This is a genomic window from Bradyrhizobium sp. RP6 (assembly GCF_003837805.1).
GTDB lineage: Bacteria > Pseudomonadota > Alphaproteobacteria > Rhizobiales > Xanthobacteraceae > Bradyrhizobium.
In genome coordinates this window covers 19,142-35,611 of record NZ_RQIT01000038.1, presented here as the reverse complement: position 1 = coordinate 35,611, position 16,470 = coordinate 19,142, and the positions used below count along the sequence as shown (strand labels likewise).

Annotated in this window: 11 protein-coding genes, 1 pseudogene and 1 riboswitch; of the genes and pseudogenes, 5 read left to right on the top strand and 7 right to left on the bottom strand. The window is 57.0% G+C overall.

The window, feature by feature from the left end; genetic code table 11:
• Nucleotides 1-86: 86 nt before the first annotated feature.
• The 3 genes from EHH60_RS35555 to EHH60_RS35545 form a co-directional block, all read right to left on the bottom strand.
• A complete protein-coding gene (locus tag EHH60_RS35555; RefSeq protein ID WP_245454681.1) occupies nucleotides 87-1,058 on the bottom strand; it encodes an acyl-CoA dehydrogenase family protein in 972 nt (323 codons plus the stop codon).
• Between the two features lie 1,888 nt (nucleotides 1,059-2,946).
• Complete coding sequence (locus tag EHH60_RS35550; protein ID WP_245333208.1) at nucleotides 2,947-3,690, bottom strand: carbonic anhydrase; 744 nt, start codon at nucleotides 3,688-3,690, stop codon at nucleotides 2,947-2,949.
• 8 nt (nucleotides 3,691-3,698) lie between these two features.
• Complete coding sequence (locus tag EHH60_RS35545; RefSeq protein WP_245333207.1) at nucleotides 3,699-4,484, bottom strand: thermonuclease family protein; 786 nt, start codon at nucleotides 4,482-4,484, stop codon at nucleotides 3,699-3,701.
• Nucleotides 4,485-4,801: 317 nt separating this feature from the next.
• Here EHH60_RS35545 and EHH60_RS35540 point away from each other — a divergent pair, with 317 nt between their 5' ends.
• Nucleotides 4,802-5,050, top strand: coding sequence for a hypothetical protein (locus EHH60_RS35540; RefSeq protein WP_124163825.1), 249 nt, complete (start codon nucleotides 4,802-4,804; stop codon nucleotides 5,048-5,050).
• Between the two features lie 1,160 nt (nucleotides 5,051-6,210).
• Here the strand turns inward: EHH60_RS35540 and EHH60_RS35530 are convergent.
• Nucleotides 6,211-6,933: a nodulate formation efficiency C protein gene (locus EHH60_RS35530; RefSeq protein ID WP_245333206.1), complete on the bottom strand. Its 723-nt coding sequence runs from the start codon at nucleotides 6,931-6,933 to the stop codon at nucleotides 6,211-6,213.
• Nucleotides 6,934-7,885: 952 nt separating this feature from the next.
• Nucleotides 7,886-8,088, top strand: a riboswitch (cobalamin riboswitch).
• A gap of 101 nt (nucleotides 8,089-8,189) precedes the next feature.
• Between EHH60_RS35530 and metE the strand changes: the two genes are divergently transcribed.
• Complete coding sequence (metE, locus tag EHH60_RS35525; RefSeq protein WP_124163823.1) at nucleotides 8,190-10,535, top strand: 5-methyltetrahydropteroyltriglutamate--homocysteine S-methyltransferase; 2,346 nt, start codon at nucleotides 8,190-8,192, stop codon at nucleotides 10,533-10,535.
• 512 nt (nucleotides 10,536-11,047) lie between these two features.
• Here metE and EHH60_RS35520 read toward each other — a convergent pair.
• Together EHH60_RS35520 and EHH60_RS35515 are read right to left on the bottom strand one after the other, a co-directional pair.
• On the bottom strand, nucleotides 11,048-11,278 hold the full coding sequence (locus EHH60_RS35520) for a hypothetical protein (protein ID WP_245333205.1): 231 nt from the start codon (nucleotides 11,276-11,278) through the stop codon (nucleotides 11,048-11,050).
• Between the two features lie 87 nt (nucleotides 11,279-11,365).
• Complete coding sequence (locus tag EHH60_RS35515; protein WP_124163822.1) at nucleotides 11,366-11,608, bottom strand: hypothetical protein; 243 nt, start codon at nucleotides 11,606-11,608, stop codon at nucleotides 11,366-11,368.
• A 1,114-nt stretch (nucleotides 11,609-12,722) separates the two neighbouring features.
• Here EHH60_RS35515 and EHH60_RS35510 point away from each other — a divergent pair.
• Nucleotides 12,723-12,983, top strand: coding sequence for a hypothetical protein (locus tag EHH60_RS35510; protein WP_124163821.1), 261 nt, complete (start codon nucleotides 12,723-12,725; stop codon nucleotides 12,981-12,983).
• 37 nt (nucleotides 12,984-13,020) lie between these two features.
• Nucleotides 13,021-13,296 (top strand): annotated as a pseudogene (locus EHH60_RS35505) (IS3 family transposase); the annotation flags it as partial.
• 358 nt (nucleotides 13,297-13,654) lie between these two features.
• Here the strand turns inward: EHH60_RS35505 and EHH60_RS37835 are convergent.
• Nucleotides 13,655-13,936, bottom strand: a complete 282-nt coding sequence (locus EHH60_RS37835) for a hypothetical protein (RefSeq protein ID WP_199752469.1) — start codon at nucleotides 13,934-13,936, stop codon at nucleotides 13,655-13,657.
• Nucleotides 13,937-15,615: 1,679 nt separating this feature from the next.
• Between EHH60_RS37835 and EHH60_RS35485 the strand changes: the two genes are divergently transcribed.
• On the top strand, nucleotides 15,616-15,801 hold the full coding sequence (locus EHH60_RS35485) for a hypothetical protein (RefSeq protein WP_074448398.1): 186 nt from the start codon (nucleotides 15,616-15,618) through the stop codon (nucleotides 15,799-15,801).
• Nucleotides 15,802-16,470: the final 669 nt, after the last annotated feature.

The window sequence follows — 16,470 nt, the reverse complement described above, 5'->3', positions numbered from 1 at the left end:
GCCGCCGCCGCTCGAGCCCGCCCAAAACTTCGACCCGCATCGCCTGATGACCTTAAAGCTAGACCTAAGGTCACACGCTTCGCGAATTACCACCCGTCACGCAAGACGGTCCTCGTCGGAGCGGTACGATTTACCTCACCCTTGAGCGCTTCCTTCCACAGCTCCTCCGTGGCTTCGTAAAAGAAGGAACGAGCGGAACGTAGCATGGCTTCGGCTTTGGCGATTTCAAGCTGGACATAGCCGCGCTCAGCCCTCACGGGCGCTCCAGTGATCGAGGCACGGGTTTCGGCCATGGCGATCACGTCGTCTATTGCGGAGCGCGCAATCCCGATGCCGACAATCGCATGCGCCTGCGCGGCGAAGGCGACGGCAGGATAACGATAGATCGGCCCATCAAGTGTCGGCGGACCGCCGCGGATCAAGGTCCATTCCTCTGGCACAATGACGTCGCTGACGACGACATCGTGGCTTCCGGTGCCTTGCAGTCCGATGACGTCCCAATTGGGCCGAATTGTCACCTTCTCGGCCGGCATCACCGCTACACGCGGGAGGTCACCGCTCGGATCGTCTTCCAACGTGATACCAACTCCTATCAAATCCGCCTCTGGTGAGCCGCTAGCGAATGGCCACACGCCGTTCACGATAAATCCGTCGGCGCATCGCTTAGCGGGTTGGAGCGGGAAAAGCGCACCCGCCAACACCACGTCAGGTCCATTGGCGTACACTTTGCGAAGCGTGTCGTCCGGAAGAGCAGCGAGGTAGCGAGCTCCATCCCCGAAGCTGGCGACCCAACCGGCGGAGCCGTCGGTTTCGGAAATGCGCTCGACCAGCCGACAAAAATCGGCGGGCGTTCGCTCCTCACCGCCGAATCGCTTGGCAGCCATAGCCCGATAGACGCCGACTCGTCTGAAGCCGTCGATGATTTCTTTCGGAATCTTCTGCGTGCGGCTAAACTCGTCGCGACGCGCACGGATCTCGACGAGTAGTGGCGACAGATTAGCCCAGGTCGCAGCCGCGGCGTGGGTTCCGGAACTTATCTTTTCTGGTGGAGCGTTCATAGATCATCCTCCGTGTCTTGAGCCGATCATCCCCGCATGTCATTCGGATGGACTGCGCGCATGGCGAGGCCAGGTGATTTGGCACCCGCAGGACGGCATTCTCGAAGCTGTCGCAGTTGACATCGAATGCACGAGATTGAATAGGGTAGCTTCCCAAGTTAAGCGGCCTGAGGCCTGACGGAGATATAGCTGTTCTCGCTGGCATTCAGGCTGGCCGGCAAAGCAGCCGATACGCTGCGGCGGCATCGATCCGCCTTTACCGCACTGGGTCTCTGGCGGCTGATCGGGGACTGCGGTGCATGTCTTCTCCACATGAACGTGTGGTCACACTTGGGACAGGCAGGCTCGAACCAAGTTTGGAATTCTTGAGTTGTGCTTGGGAGAGCGCCCAAGCCTGCGGCCTGTTGCCCGTCTTCCCAGCAATTGACGTGCCATCAAGCATGGTTGCCGGGCTTGTCTGAATCGCGCGGAGATCACTCCCCCGTGCCATGCCAGCACAATGCGCGTGTCTCCGTGTTTGCTTTCATGCACAAGATGTCATTAACTCAACAAGCCGCATAGAAAACCACAGAGGCGGACTCGACCGCCACGGACCGGGCTCAACGTTCCTGCTTAAGTTTAAGGGCCGCTCCGGTCTCCTGACGCGACCAACAGCCCAAATTGCTGCTCGTGCGACTGCTGGTGAGCGCTTGCTTCGAAGCGGACCTCCGGACCCCAGGTGTTCAAGAAACGCACGGCGGCTCCAGACGCTGTGATTGAGCGATCAACTCTGGCTCGAGGTGACTGCAAGAGTGCCCCGCTCATGCCAGCGACGAAGCGTTACGAACACGTTTTCGGAGGCTTTCCGGGCTGCCAGCAACAGAGGAGCCTGTTCCACGTTCTGTCGGGCCGGACGCGAGAAGTTCGTGCACATTCCTGAGTGGCCGACCCTCTTACGGCCGCTAGCGTCTTTTTCTTCGGCGATCTACCAATGCTTCCGATCTTGGCCGAGCTTACCAAATTTGCGCGACAACTATGGGCGCACCACGCGCGTTACGACAGACCAGGCGCCACACGATCTGAAGCTAGTGCTCTGTTCCCACTAAGCGACTCCGTGCAAGAGCCTGATTTCGGAAGCGGTTGCCAGCTGATTTCAGGCCTGTAGAGGCGGTGCGCGCGGTTGAAACATGGCTGACGCACCGACGTCACCTGTGCAGGTAGAACTAGAAACATTCTCTAAGTCTCGCCGCGGCTTAGAACCGACCAGCCTCCGTGTACAGGGGACGCCACTTTGTGAGCTTCGAGTTTCTTCTCGTGTGGAGCTCGTCATCGAGGACGCGAACGAGACGATCTAACGAATGATTGATGCGACGCTGGCTTTCCGACGGTCGCGGTCTCCCAAATGGCTGGTGCAGGAAGGCCGTCCGGTACTGATGCGGGTAGCATGTCGCCTTCAGCCCTAGGCCGAAGAGTCATGCTGATTGTTCTGTTGATCCTCGGCCCTGGCTGAGCTCGGTTACAAAAGCAGGACCGCGGATGCCTTGCCCGCTCAGAGCTGAGAAGCTCTCGGGATCGTCGCGTGCTCTGGAGTGCAGAGCTTGCAATTCTTCGCATTGCGATCTGCTGCCTGAACCACCTCCATTGGGTTGGCGGCTCAACCAGGAGGAATGAATGCTGCCGGACGCGCTATGTGGGTTTCTGGATGCTGGCCACGCGTTGCCAACATGAGTGCGTATAACAAGAGAAGAATTAAGAGGCCGCGCATATCTAAGGAGTCCTGAAGCGAGGACAATTGTGGAGCGGATAGTATCCGGTGTGTTTGTTGTAGACGATGGACCAACAAAACTGCGCGGAACAGATGCGCTGTATTAGGCGGCAGACGATTTGCCGGAGTGTGAAAGTGCTGGCATCAGCTGACAATCTCGACCTTGCCGGTGCCGATCCGATACACGCCCCCGACGACCTTCAGGCGGTTCTGCTCGACTGCGGCGTTCAGAATCGGGCCCGTCGATTTAAATTTGTTGACGTTGTCAATCACATTTTGTCGGGTTGCTTGGGCGAACGCGTCGCCGGCTTGGTCGCCAGTTGCTTTCACTGCAGGAGAAAGTGCAGCGACCAGGGATGAAATGTGCCCCGGCGGCCGCTTATCTTCATGGAGCGACTTGATCGTGGCGTCTATCGCACCGCAATGATCGTGGCCAAGTACGAGGATCAGCGGCGTGTTGAGTATGGCAACCGCGTATTCCATACTGGCGAGCGTATCATCGTTAGCGAAGTTGCCGGCGACGCGGCAGACAAACAGATCACCTAGTCCGCTGTCGAAGACAAGTTCGGGGACCACACGGGAGTCGGCGCAGCTCAGAACCGCCGCATATGGATTTTGTCCCTCAACCAAGACCAGCCGCTCGCGCCTGAAATCGTCGATTCGTGGTGCGCCCTGGACATAACGATCGTTCCCGTTCAGCAGCCGATTCAGGGCAGCATCTGGCGAGAGTACGTTGTTTGGCTTGGGCGGGCCTTTTGCTTCCTTCGCGTCGACAATCTTATTGCCGAACCGCAGGAAAACTGTCGAAGCAGCAAACAGCAACAGTGACCGCCGCGAACGCACGTGCTTGGCTAAATGGTATATGTCTTGAGAATGGGCTGCTTGCATGTGTCGCCTCATGGCACGGCCTTACGCCACCCGGTGGCTTCGGCTTCCGCTTCGCTGCAAAGCCAGCGTTGGCCGCGCTTCTTCGTCATGTCGATTTGTTCGTAACCGGGTTGCCCTGGCAGGTAATAAATGCGCTCGCCTCTGCGCTCGACTGTGCCTTTTATCGGGCACTCGGGGGACGGCGGTTCCAATAGCAAGACGGATCCAAGCAGGACTTCCTGAGCGTCGACCGGAACCGACGTCGCGCCCACGATAATCGTGCTCCTATTGCGGCGACGCCAGTCCCAGGGCGCGATGAACGCGCCGGACCACAGCCCCGCATGGGCTGTGCTGGCCACCAACTCATAAACAACGTATGTATGGTGAGATGCAAAAGCCGATAGTGCCAAGCCCGAGCGTACCATCCAGGCGTTTATATCCTCGCCTTCGATGAAGCAGCTGCCGAGGGCTCGCCGATACTCATCGACTCTTCCGGTATGACAATCCCACGTTCGTCCATTCGAATGCTTGATGAGCTCGTCGCGAACAGCTACGCCGCAGGCCCATTTTTGGCCCTGTGCGTCGAGGCAAATCTGATCGGTCTCAGGAGCTTCGATGCCTGAGAGCCGAACGGTGGTTTTCTCGATCTGGATCGTATTTCCGTCGAGGATGCGCGGAGCACCGCTGAGTGTCGCGGCGGAAACCGGAGATGTGATGAGAGCGATCAATGCGAACATAATTCCGCGGTGCTTCATCCCGACAATAACCTTTCGCTCCTGGTCCATGTTCACGCGCACGATACGGTGCCGATACATTCGATTGCTCGACCGCAGATGTCCATTCCGCCGGCTTCGATGTGTGCCTTATGAGAGCTTCGCGTGAGTTCGAACCTACGACCTGACGCTGCGTAAGGATCAAGAGATTTCTTCCCGTGTGCGTGCGGCGGTATCCTTCGAGCATCGGCGGCTCTCTCACCGCGAGCGTGCTGTACCCTCTGGACGTAAGGAGGAGATTCTCATCGCGTGGCGCCGAACTCGGGATGCTGGACAAGCCCGAGCCTTGGAACGCTGTGCTCCCTCCTTGCAAAAATTGAGCGGCTATGAGGCGTCGGTGCTTGCGGCGGAGTCAGGCGTTGAGGAGCAACCTTGCCATTGTTGGTGACGACTTCCATCGGCAAACCGGACAGTTCCGACGAGGGCGAGGAAATGCGCCCCAAAGTCTTGTCACGAAAAAGATGCTCAAAAAGGATCTGCTCTGGCTCGCTCTGACCGGTTTAGACAAAGACGTGATGGAGTTCAGCCTCAACGCTCGCCGCGTAAATGAAGGTTTCTTGTTCGAGCAAACCGCGCAAATCCGTTCCTTGTTACGCCAGACGAGATGATCGTTGATACCAATCGCATTATGGCATTTGGCTCCTCCGCGCGGCACCATAGTCGTTAGTGCTACTGCCCAGACGTGTGTACAAGAATTGAACTGTTTATGGCTCAGGCGCTACGGGCCGCCGCTCTTCGGTAGTGACGGTTCCCCGCGATCTCAAGTGACTTACCCAGGAGCGCTGGCATCAGTGCCCGTTTTCTCCAGGAATTGAAAAGGCTGCGATATTGAGCCGCGGGCTTTGCCGTGGATGCACCAGGCGTGGGCAAGCTGCCCACGTGTTCGGACAATCGCGAGTGCCATGCAATTCGTGTGAGGTTTAAGTCCACAATACGTGTTTGCCCATCGCGTACTTCGGGTGAATAGCTCTGGTGCGGTTTAGCCGACTCAAGCTACATCATTCTAAAGCACATCACTACATAATGGGAATGACATGGTCGCAGTCGTTCGGGAAGTACCGGTCTCATCTTACGCGCTTGAAGTAGATGGCCAACTCAGAGCCGAATTCGCAACCAAAGACGGTGCCACCGCAGGTGGAGCAGAATTAAAAAGGCGGTTTCCCATGCTTAAAATCCGGGTCTATGACGTGCAGACGAATGAGTGCGAGGAAATCTACGGCTGAGTCAGTGCGGTAATCGACGTTCTTGCGTACTGCTCCGGAGCTTCCCGCCCTGCGCACTCGGAAATTGGCAGGCGCTCAGCGGGTATGCCCGGGGTTGCTACCCTGTAACTTCCTGTTTCGTCTCAGCATCGGTCCCTAGTGCCGGCTCAAAGTCGCTAAGCTCACGCTCCTGCGTATGCCGCGCAATTACACGATGCGCGGCGCGCACCCCGAATCGGCTTGGCCGGAGGCATCTCCAAGGGCTCTAGTGAAGAATGCATGAGAGCTGGTTCCCCCGCAGTTGGTGTACTCTAACAGGGTGGAGTGCAGGCGGGCAAACCACATCTCGCAAACTAGTACGCGCCACTGAGCTCGACACCTGGCGGAAAAACGCAATCGTGCTGCTCGACCTTCCGTACGACGGGCCGAACTGCTGCGAGAAAGGCAGGCGGACTGTTGCGGAGCCGTTAAACAACGCAACTGCAGAGCGCGTGTCTCTTGCAGTTAGTACGAGGCGTTCGACCGTGCGGCAGCTGCGGTGCGGTGTTGCTCTGCGCGACCGTCTGCTAAGGCCTTCGCTCTCCTGAGTCTTGCTCTTCCTTTGGCTCGGTTCGTTGGAACCAGGAGCCCGGAGGAAATTTCGCGATGCGCTTGGCAAAAGAGGATTGTGGCTCCCAATCTTGGCCTTCGCTCTTCTCAAAAGTGATGACCCCGTTGTGTGTAAAATAACGTGGTCCTTGGATATCGCAATTCACCAAGAGCAGAATGCGCCATAGATCGCCTTTCTCGTTCGGCTTGTCATTCTGCTTGGGTAAGTAGTCTACCCCAACAGGTTCAATGATAGTGCATCGGCCCTGCCGCAGAAGATCGCCGAGCCGGCCTTGCGGCGTAGTCACAAAGTTGAAGTTACTTGGATCATGCAGAAAGCTAAGGTTTGCGTCCCTTTCACCATCTGCGACTTCTTTGGCGATCAACGAGAGCGCTAGGGCACGCCAGCCCAATTCCATCGGCTTCGCATAGGTTGACGCAAGCTCAGTCGTACCGTCGAGCGCGACTTTCCAGGTGATCGCGTACTGTTCGTCTGATTTGTTGTCTCGGTGCCTGGTCCACGAAACGAAAACATGGTCGCTTTCGCCGAGTTCAGCGACCCCCCACATCTGAGGGACGAACTGTGCCACCTTCGAGACATTCGAGATGATTTGTTCTATCGTCTCACCATCTTGCGCTCGCCAAGTTGACTTAAGTCTTTCGACAAGGGGGTTGTCGCTGGCGCGAATAGTGTTGCTCATGGCAGCCGGCCAGCCTAGGCAGATTAAAAGTCCGCCCAGGCGAAGCCATAGCGCGGGTCTTCCCGACATTCTCTTCATAATCCTCCGCCTATCGCGTTTCATCCATACATCTTTCAAAGCGGTAACCTTGAACCTGCTATGAGCGAGCGCAAGAAGTTTACGGAGACGCGACGGGGCACCCGCGGCTGTCCCACGCGGGCAGGCGCTCCCCTCTATGTCACGCGCCCCTAACTTCCCTAGCCAGCGACAGCGTCAATTGGCTGAGCTGGACATCCCCAAGCAGAAGAGACTGGGCATGTCGAGGGGCTTGCATTCTTCGTGCCAGGCAGCAGGCAGAGATTTGCATGGGTTTTATGTCCCTCTTGTCCACTTTCCGACCTGCGCACGGTTCGATGTTTCCATTCAGTGTATCGGCCGTAGCTCGATGCCAAGTGCCTGATGAGAATCGGGAGTGCGTTTGCCGTCATTGAACCGTGTGGTTCGCTATAGTTGCCCGTCGGCGTTCGGCCTACATGATGGCTGGCGATACGAAGCCGACTTAATCGACGAACTTTGAAGTCTGGCTGGCACGAAAATCAACCTGCTCGCCGCGTATGTGGCTAGATTGCGCCGCCTGCCTTGACGTGTTCAATGGGGATCCTCTAGTCGAGAAAATAGCTGGCCAGCGGATGTGCTGGGCGAACCGCTGGAAGTCGGAAGCCGCATCGAATGCATTCTGCTCGAAACGGCGGTAATCGCCGCCGCGCGGGCTGGTTTTGTCCCTTTCATTGATGGGGCGGGCGGCGTCGCCTCAAGGCAGCTCCGAGTCTCACTCCCACATCTGAGACAAGGACATCTCTGATTGCGACAGCTCTGTTTAGAGAATCATAGAGATGCACGGTCATTCGCCTACTAGATGTCTCAGATTAGCGTGCCACAAAATCTGAGAGGTTGACGGAAGAGTCCTCCTGCCGATAATCGAACTCGTCGAGGTTCTCCGAATCCCGCTTGATCCGGAGCTAAGAGGGAAGCCGGTCCAAATGCCGGCGCTGCCCCCGCAACTGTGAGCTGCGAGCTACTGTCCAACGATGTCACTGAAGCCCGCACGGCTTCGGGAAGGCCGGACAGCAGCGACGACCAGCGAGCCAGGAGACCTGCCCCGACGATAGATTGGTCCACGGGCGGGGTGTCTCGGTGGTGCGCCAAGCAGCCGTCGCGCGCGCGACTTCCTCTGCCTGCGTCCGCCATGGCCTCTGTCCCCAACAGGGGTTTACACTATGTCTCTTCTCTCTCTTCCGGTTGCTACGCTCGGTACGCCACGCATCGGTCCAAGGCGTGAGCTCAAATTCGCTCTTGAAAGCTACTGGGCGGGAAAGATCAGCGAACAGCAATTGCTCGAGGACGCATCCGGTCTGCGCGCAGCGAACTGGGCCCGTCAGAAGTCTCTCGGCGTTACGATCATTCCGTCGAATGACTTCTCGCTGTATGATCAGGTGCTCGATACAAGTGTCATGGTTGGTGCTATCCCGGAGATCTACGCCTCGAAACGAGAATACGTTTCCCTCAAGACGTACTTCGCCATGGCTCGCGGATCACAATGCGACGACCAGGATGCGAGTTGCGGTCTGGGGCCGCGGAGGTCTGGCGCACCCGCGCAGGAAATGACTAAGTGGTTTGACACCAACTACCATTACATGGTTCCCGAGTTTTACAAGGGACAAGCGTTCAGACTTTGCTCTCGCAAACCCATTGAAGAGTATGAGGAAGCAAAGGCTCTTGGCTTTCAGACCCGCCCTGTCCTGATCGGGCCGATCACATTCCTAAAGCTCGGCAAGAGTGCCGATAGCGCGTTCCAGCCCCTCTCCCTACTCGATGATCTAATACCGGTCTATATCGAGGTTCTGCATGAATTGGCCGAACGAGGGGCAAGTTGGGTTCAATTTGACGAGCCCTGCCTGGCCCTTGATCTGGATGAGGCGGCGCGAAAATCATTGCTACATGCCTATAACCGGTTCGCAAAGGAGGGACCGGCTATCAAAATCATGGTTGCCAGCTATTTCGGCGAGCTAGGCCACAATCTGGATACCGCATTGAGCCTCCCGGTTTCCGGTCTGCACCTCGATCTGGTCCGAGCGCCAGAGTTGTTGGATCAGGTCATCGCTGTCGGCCGAAGTGACCTCGTCATGTCGCTCGGGGTCATCGACGGCCGGAATGTATGGCGGTCGAACTTGTCGTCGCTCCGTCAGCGGATGGAGCCCGCGATTGCGAAGCTCGGCAAGCACCGTGTACAGCTCGCCCCATCCTGCTCGCTGCTTCATGTGCCAGTGGACGTTGAACTCGAGACCGGGCTCACGTCCGACGTCAAGAGCTGGCTTGCTTTCTCGGTTCAGAAGATGCGTGAGCTTGCGATCCTGGCGCGAGCACTCGCTGGCGACCAGAATGTCGAGCTCGCTCTCGCCGATTCGGAATGCGCTGCGACTGCCCGGCGGACTTCGCCCAAGATCCATGATACCAATGTCGCTGTGAGGATGAGGGCGATCGACCAGACAATGCGCCGGCGCGCCAGCCCATTTGTCCGTCGTTCCGAGATCCAAAGGGAACGCTTTGGACTACCAACGTTTCCCACCACGACAATCGGATCGTTTCCGCAGACCACAGAAGTCCGAAATGCTCGTGCGGCGCATGCGCGAGGTGCGATGAGCGACGAACAATACGACGAGTTTATCAAGGAAGAGATAGCCCGCGCCGTACGTTGGCAGGAGGACATCGGTCTTGACGTCCTCGTGCACGGCGAATTTGAGCGCAATGACATGGTGCAGTACTTTGGCGAGCAACTCGCCGGCTTCCTATTTACCAGGAATGGATGGGTACAGTCTTATGGTTCGCGCTGCGTCAGGCCTCCGATCCTGTTTGGCGATGTAGTGCGGTCGAAGCCGATCACTGTGGACTGGTGGCGCTACGCGCAATCACTAACTAGCAAGCCAATGAAGGCGATCTTGACCGGACCGGTCACGATCCTGAACTGGTCGTTTGTTCGCGATGACATTCCTAGAAGCGAGGTCTGCCGCCAGCTTGCGCTCGCGATCCGCGACGAAGTCCGCGATCTCGAGAATGCCGGTGCAGCCATGATCCAGATCGACGAAGCTGCACTCCGGGAAGGATTGCCATTGCGCCGATCGGCGTGGAAGGCATATCTCGATTGGGCGGGAGATTGCTTCCGCATTTGCTCATCGGGCGTTGCCGATCAAACGCAAATCCATACACACATGTGCTACTCGGAGTTTAACGACATCATCGGTGCAATCGCTGCAATGGATGCGGATGTCATTTCGATCGAAACGTCGCGGTCGAAAATGGAGCTACTGGACGCATTCAGCAAGTACGAATATCCAAATCAAATCGGACCGGGCGTGTACGACATCCACTCTCCACGCGTTCCGGAGGTGGGCGAAATGAAGGAGCTGATGGTGCTGGCTCGGACGCGTTTGCAGGAATCGCAGCTCTGGGTCAATCCGGACTGCGGCCTAAAAACTCGCAATTGGGAGGAGGTTCGGCCTGCCCTAACCAACATGGTCGTTACCGCCCGCGAACTGCGTGCAGCATCCGATCCGCAAAACCATTGATCCCGCGCTCGGGTCTGTTCTCGACCAAGCGAATTCGCTTGTGCTCATTTGCGTTCTCCACAATCTCGAGCAAGCCTTGGGCCAACAAAAATGCCTAGCCCGGCTTGGTGGTCCGAACGAGGTGCACCCGGAGGAACGACGCAGACGCGTCGCGCTACTTGGCCGAGAGAGAATAGCCGACGGTTCATCAAGGTGAGAACAATCGCCGAAAATATGGACTCATATCGACACGTTTATCGTAGCTCATTATGACGTGGTAAGCGATCGTTGGTTTGAGATTCAGAATCTACACAGAGGTGTGTCGCTCGCGAGTACATTAGGAACGGTTGCGACAGCAATGCGAGGAGTGATGCCGGACGGTCACCGCACGCCCCCACCATAATCGGTCCCGCTCGGACATGTTTCCCGTCAGGCGCTCTCATGCGATGAACTCTACATAGTGTCCGACGAGAGGACGCCGAAGCCAGTTCCTGCCTCAACTCACGCCAATCTATTTTGCAGGATCGCCGCCGCTATCCGGGCCAGATACGCCAATGCGTCGGCTGCACGGCGACGTGCTCTCCGGTATTCGCGTTGATCCATCCGCCGAACACCCGGCGACAAGGAAAGATCACCCGGTGAATTGAATTGCCCTCGATCACGGCAATCTCCAGATCCTGATCGAAGGGCGGCGTGATTTCGAGCCGCTCCCAGATCGAATCGCCACTGGATCCTGGACGAAGTTCATCGCTGCGAGCTGACAAATGCAGACAACCTTGTGAACATTACGAACATCGCTTGGCTTCCGCGCGAACAGGCTCTGCCCGACTCGACCGGACGGCGCGCGGTCTCTATGGCGTGAGCCGCGGCAGAGGGCAATCGGCCGTGGCATCGTTGGTACGGAACACGATCCGCTCGCGAACCGAAATATTTGGATTTCTGCCGGGAAACAAGGCCTGAGCTTCCGTCAAATCGATCTGGGTCAGCTCAATACCTCGGCTGTTGGTATTTGTAACTGTTCTGCACGAACTAAACTGGTCTGCAGCTCCGGCAATCCGGCCCGGAGCGGGGTAAATGGTCCGGCTTTCTGTCATGTCACGTCTCTTGTTGGTGAGACATCTCCGTGTTCTGCAGCGTCATCGCGTGGGTGTGCAGGCGACCTCAGCCGCGCTCTCGCGCGCGTAGCACGCGCTCCAGCGAGAGCGCGAAGAATTCGGTTGACACCATTAGGATGGACGTAGCTTCGCTCCGAGCCCATAATCGGGCTTGTCCGCAGGTCGATAAAGTAGACGCCATCGCAAGCGGCGCAACTTATCATGTGCAGGTCATTGACCCGCGGCTCGGCTGCGCCCGGAAGGAGTCCTAAAAAGTGATCGCTGGTAGCCGGACATGAAGGCATCATAGGCTCAAGTCGTTCTTTCCGCCATGCGTCTGACCTTACTAGAAGATCACTTCTATTAGGACGCAGCCGCCGCAGCATTGATGCGGGTCAAAAGGCTGGTCCGTCCGGGAGTGGTTGAGCTCGAGCGGTCGCTACGTGCCGCAGACGCTCGCGTTGGCAGTCGACATGTCCGAACTCGGGCGTCCGCCAGGGCCTGGCGCTCTCTGCAACACGCCAGCGTGTTGATTTGAGGCGCAACTCACGCTTCATGGGCTACGGCAGCATTTTTCCTCATTGCTCCGTGCACGCGGATGGTCAAACGATTGTTCGCCTTTCATTGTCGGTAGCCTTGCCGAGGCTGATCCACCCTTAGGGTTTGGCACTGAAATCCGAACCTGGGCTCGTCGAAACGTCGGCTGCGACAAGCCTTATGATCGGCTTTGCTGTGCCGGCTGCTGGTGGACCGTCGGGTGCAAGATCGGGGTTCCTTGCCTGATTGCCGCACGATCTCCTGCGCGTAAGTGCATGTTGCCCTCGATCGTCTCTGCGAGACAATCCTCGATCAAAGACTTGATTTTGCCGGTCGGCGGCATGAGGCTCCTGAGAGGCGCTGCCCCTCGGCTCAAACGGTCGTGCGATACCGCAGGTAGGACAGACAGGCCGTCGCTATTCTTCGCGACAACAAGCGGCTCGCGCGCCGCGCTGTTACATCTGGATCTATCTTCGGAGGAGCAGACAGACCTCTTGGGGTGCTGCTTGAGGCAGATCAAATACTCTCGGTGCGAATGGCAGAATAGTGGATAAGCGAACCACGGGAAGAGAGGGGCATGCCTTCATTTAATGTTCGGTTTATTAAGACCGTTTGTGACGATACTGGCGGCGAGCATCGTGCGTGCCAGGCAGCATTCAAGGTCGATGCCGCCTCCCTGAGTGCTGCTGCTCAGCAGGCGGAGACTGATTTTTGCAAGCAAAAGAGTGTCCGCGATTGGACAATCTTCGCCGATGTGTTGGAGCTTCGAACCCCACCTGCATTAGCTAATCCGTCCACATCAGCCTTTCGAGCATCCCGCCAGGACGAGCTCTCATGAGCAAGCAAGGGTTTCGCACTTCCTGAATGTTCCACGGAAGCGGGACTTCTTCAGCACCGAACAAGGCTCGTAGTTCACGGGCGCGAGGTTCACCGGCGTGCTCGCCTGTCATGGCATCGCCACCAGAATGGACGGCTTGCTTGCCCGGCGCGACAACGTGCTCGTCGAGCATGCCTATGAGACTGTGTCCGACGCCCGCGTCTCGATCGGACGATACCTCGCCTTCTACAATGGCCGGCGTCCGCCTTCGAGCCTTGGCGGCGGCGCTCCGGATCAAGCTTACTTCCGGCCGCTGCCATTCCGTGCGGTAGCCTTACTATGGCAGACGCTCCACTTACACAATCGGCACAGATCGGCAGTCGGTCTATGGAATCTGAAGGCACGGCCAATATGGGGTAAGCGTGACCTTAAATTCGGTACGACGAGTGGTCGAGATTGAAGGAAGTCGTGGTGGGTGCGGCCACCAATCATGCGGCTCACGATCGCGAACTCTCTTGCGATCTATTCCTTTATATCAATCTTAAGCTTCGCTCGGCGTGGTATTATCCGCGTTCTCGTCGGCGGCAGCAGCTACGCAAGCTGGTGCACGGGTCCGCCACCGGATCAAGAACCGCTATCTCGACGAACTGAACGAGGACGTCGAAGGAATTGTGTGAACACGTTGCGGGAGCTTAACGCGACCGTGCATCGACCGATGACTTTTTGCTCGTGCGGTCTTGCGAGGTGACCGATCGCTTGCCAGAAGCAATGCGCAACTGATAGTCGCGCCCGAACCACTCAAAAGTAATTCCCCAGCTTACGAGGATGACGATCTGCTGTTGTCCAGTCTTTACATAGATATCAACGTCCTTTCGGTCTCTCCTGACGTCGTTTTGGTAAACGACGCCTGCCCCGAACTGGCCCGGATCCTGGAACATAGTCGCGTTCAGGTCGTCCCGGCTCGGCACCGCCATAGGTGGATCTTTATCGGGGGCGCCATTGCTTTACTCTCGACACGGCCCGCGAAGACGGGTCGAAGGATTACTTCAACTAGTATCGGCGATAAACGTAATCGTCTGCTTCCCAAGGCGGCGGCTGGTAAACCCATTGCTTTGGGAGCCTGAAAGCTGGGGAGGATGTGCTCGCTAGGACTGGTCAAGGTTATGCCGCATCAACTAGTTGCCAGAACCCAAAACTTGGAGCGTAGGCTCCGCAGAGCCGCAAAGCAGCTGAGTCAACTAGATGTACTCTCGCCACGTTTCAGTCCGACGATCGTCGAGTGCGCCTCTCAGCGGACCGCAAGTTGGGGCGTGAACACGCCCACATCTTGCGGGACCATCGTGCCCGTGACGGTCTTGACGTATCAGGACGGGAGCTTTCGAATGTCATTTGGTCGTCCAGTGACTTTAAGGGAGACTGTTGCTTCGATGTCACCAAACCGATGAACGGTCGATCTACGCTCGTGCGACAAGAGACACCATATGTTCGATATCTATTTGAACCGAAGACACGATCTTTTGGTCGTCCCGACAGGCTTTGGAATCCCCGCGGGATTAGACGGCAATTGGAGGAGAAAGAAGCGGGCGTTTCGTTCCGTGAGCGACGTCATTCGTCAAGATGTACAACAGCTTGGTTACCACCGACGTCGTTTGATCTCGTACCGGTCCAAGCGGCAGTTGAGACCTCGTCACACTCCTAGTCAACGCAGCTATCTGATGCTGAACCGTTCTTCGGAAACTTCGGGCAGGATGTGGCCGATGCCGTAGAAAGCGTTGCTTACCGCGGCGACAGCAGGCGGGTGTCGCGCATTGGGCTTAAGGAGGAAACTTTCTTTTGAAAGCGGGGCACGCCTCTGGAGCTTACCGCAAAATAGGCGTTATCGGGCTCTTGCATGAGTCAATGGCGTGCGCGTGAGTTTTCAGCTGTCTATACTGAAGATACTTGCCGGCCAGCCGCACGACCGGGCGAGCATCGAAGTCGTTAAGCAGCATTGGATATCTGTATAGCAGCGGCCCGGAGTGGCCGGCTCGTATGAAGCGCATCGCAGGCCGCGCGCCCCAACTCGGTATTTTCGGCCAAAGCTGATGCGGGAGGCCGGATGCTGGATGCTCACCGAGGAGGGAAGGGAATATCTTGAGACGCTCGAACAGTTAGATCGGCGTAGTGTGCAGGCGTAGGTTGAGCGAGAGACCGCGCAACAGCCGAAAGCCGAGCAACCGCCCCTTTGACTTCGCAGCTGGGAACGAACGCGGGCAGAAAGCGCCCCACGGCAAGCGATTGAGCCCACGTAAATTGCTGCCGGGGTGACCGCCAGCCGCTCAACCCCTTGCTGATCGTGATGTACTCAACTAGATCTCGAAGTTCACATTTGAAACAGTGGCGTTGTAATGGGTATTGCGAAGTTGTTCAACGCGGCTAGGGATACTGGCTTGATTTAAACCTGAGGGATGGAGAATCTGGCCTCTTCATGCACATCAGCGTGGTCGAGACGGTCGACTAAACTGATCTCGCGCTTGGCTTACTCATTCCACGCGTTTGGAAGGCATGACGAAGTTATACCCTGGCGCAACTCCTATCATATTGTCTGTTTTTTGCGGTCGTCGTGCTGTGAAAACTATGCTACAAGCCGCTCCTCTCAAAAGGAGCATTCATCGTGAAGAAAGCAACCAAGAAACGCGTTAAGCGGCGCGAATGGACGAGGGCAGATATCAAGGAGCTCAAAGTCCATTCGAAGGCCCGAACCCCGGTCATAAAAATAGCAAAGATGACCAAACGCAGCGTCGGCGCGCTCCGCCAGAAGGCCTTGCATCTTGGAATCGGACTCGGACATCAGCGGTAGTTTTGAGCAGCGCTGGTACTGGCGCGGTAGGGCGGCTCCCTGGGGGCCGCCCTCAGTACCCGTAGAAATTTTGTCGGAAATTAGCTTTGCGGATCCGCGCTGAGAAGAGTGTTTGGATGGTGTTTCGCTGTCGCGGTAGGAGCTCCAGCATCTTCTCATCATTGATGGACTTTCTTAGGCGTGGTCTCAACGGTTGTGACAAATCGGCAGTGAAGACATTGTCTTGGTGATGGCCCTGTCAAGGATCTCTCACATGAACGGCCGATCCAGTGTGTTGACCGACCAACGGCGGCGCTCCCTGGAGGTAGCGTCTGGATCGCTCCCGCGCTGAGAAGACCTGCGTCCTGCCATGTGTGAATGTCCGCGATATGGTCTGCTTCTTTGCAGCACTGCGCTCATATGCCGAAATTGTTTGTGTCTGCCGAGCCTCAGCGAGGTGCATGTCGCAGTTACCTCTTCAATGCCTCAGCGGATGCATCTTCTATACGTATCAACCTTCCATGTGCCGCGCGCGGTCTTTAACAAACGTCCGTATAGTTCTTTTCAACCTTCCCATATTCGCAGTCAATCTTCGTGCAATTGAGCTGTTGCTTGATTTCGTTTTATCGGTCGAGCAATCGGGGAAGCGATTGCAGTTATCGTTCTGTGATCCCGCCCGATCGGACTGAA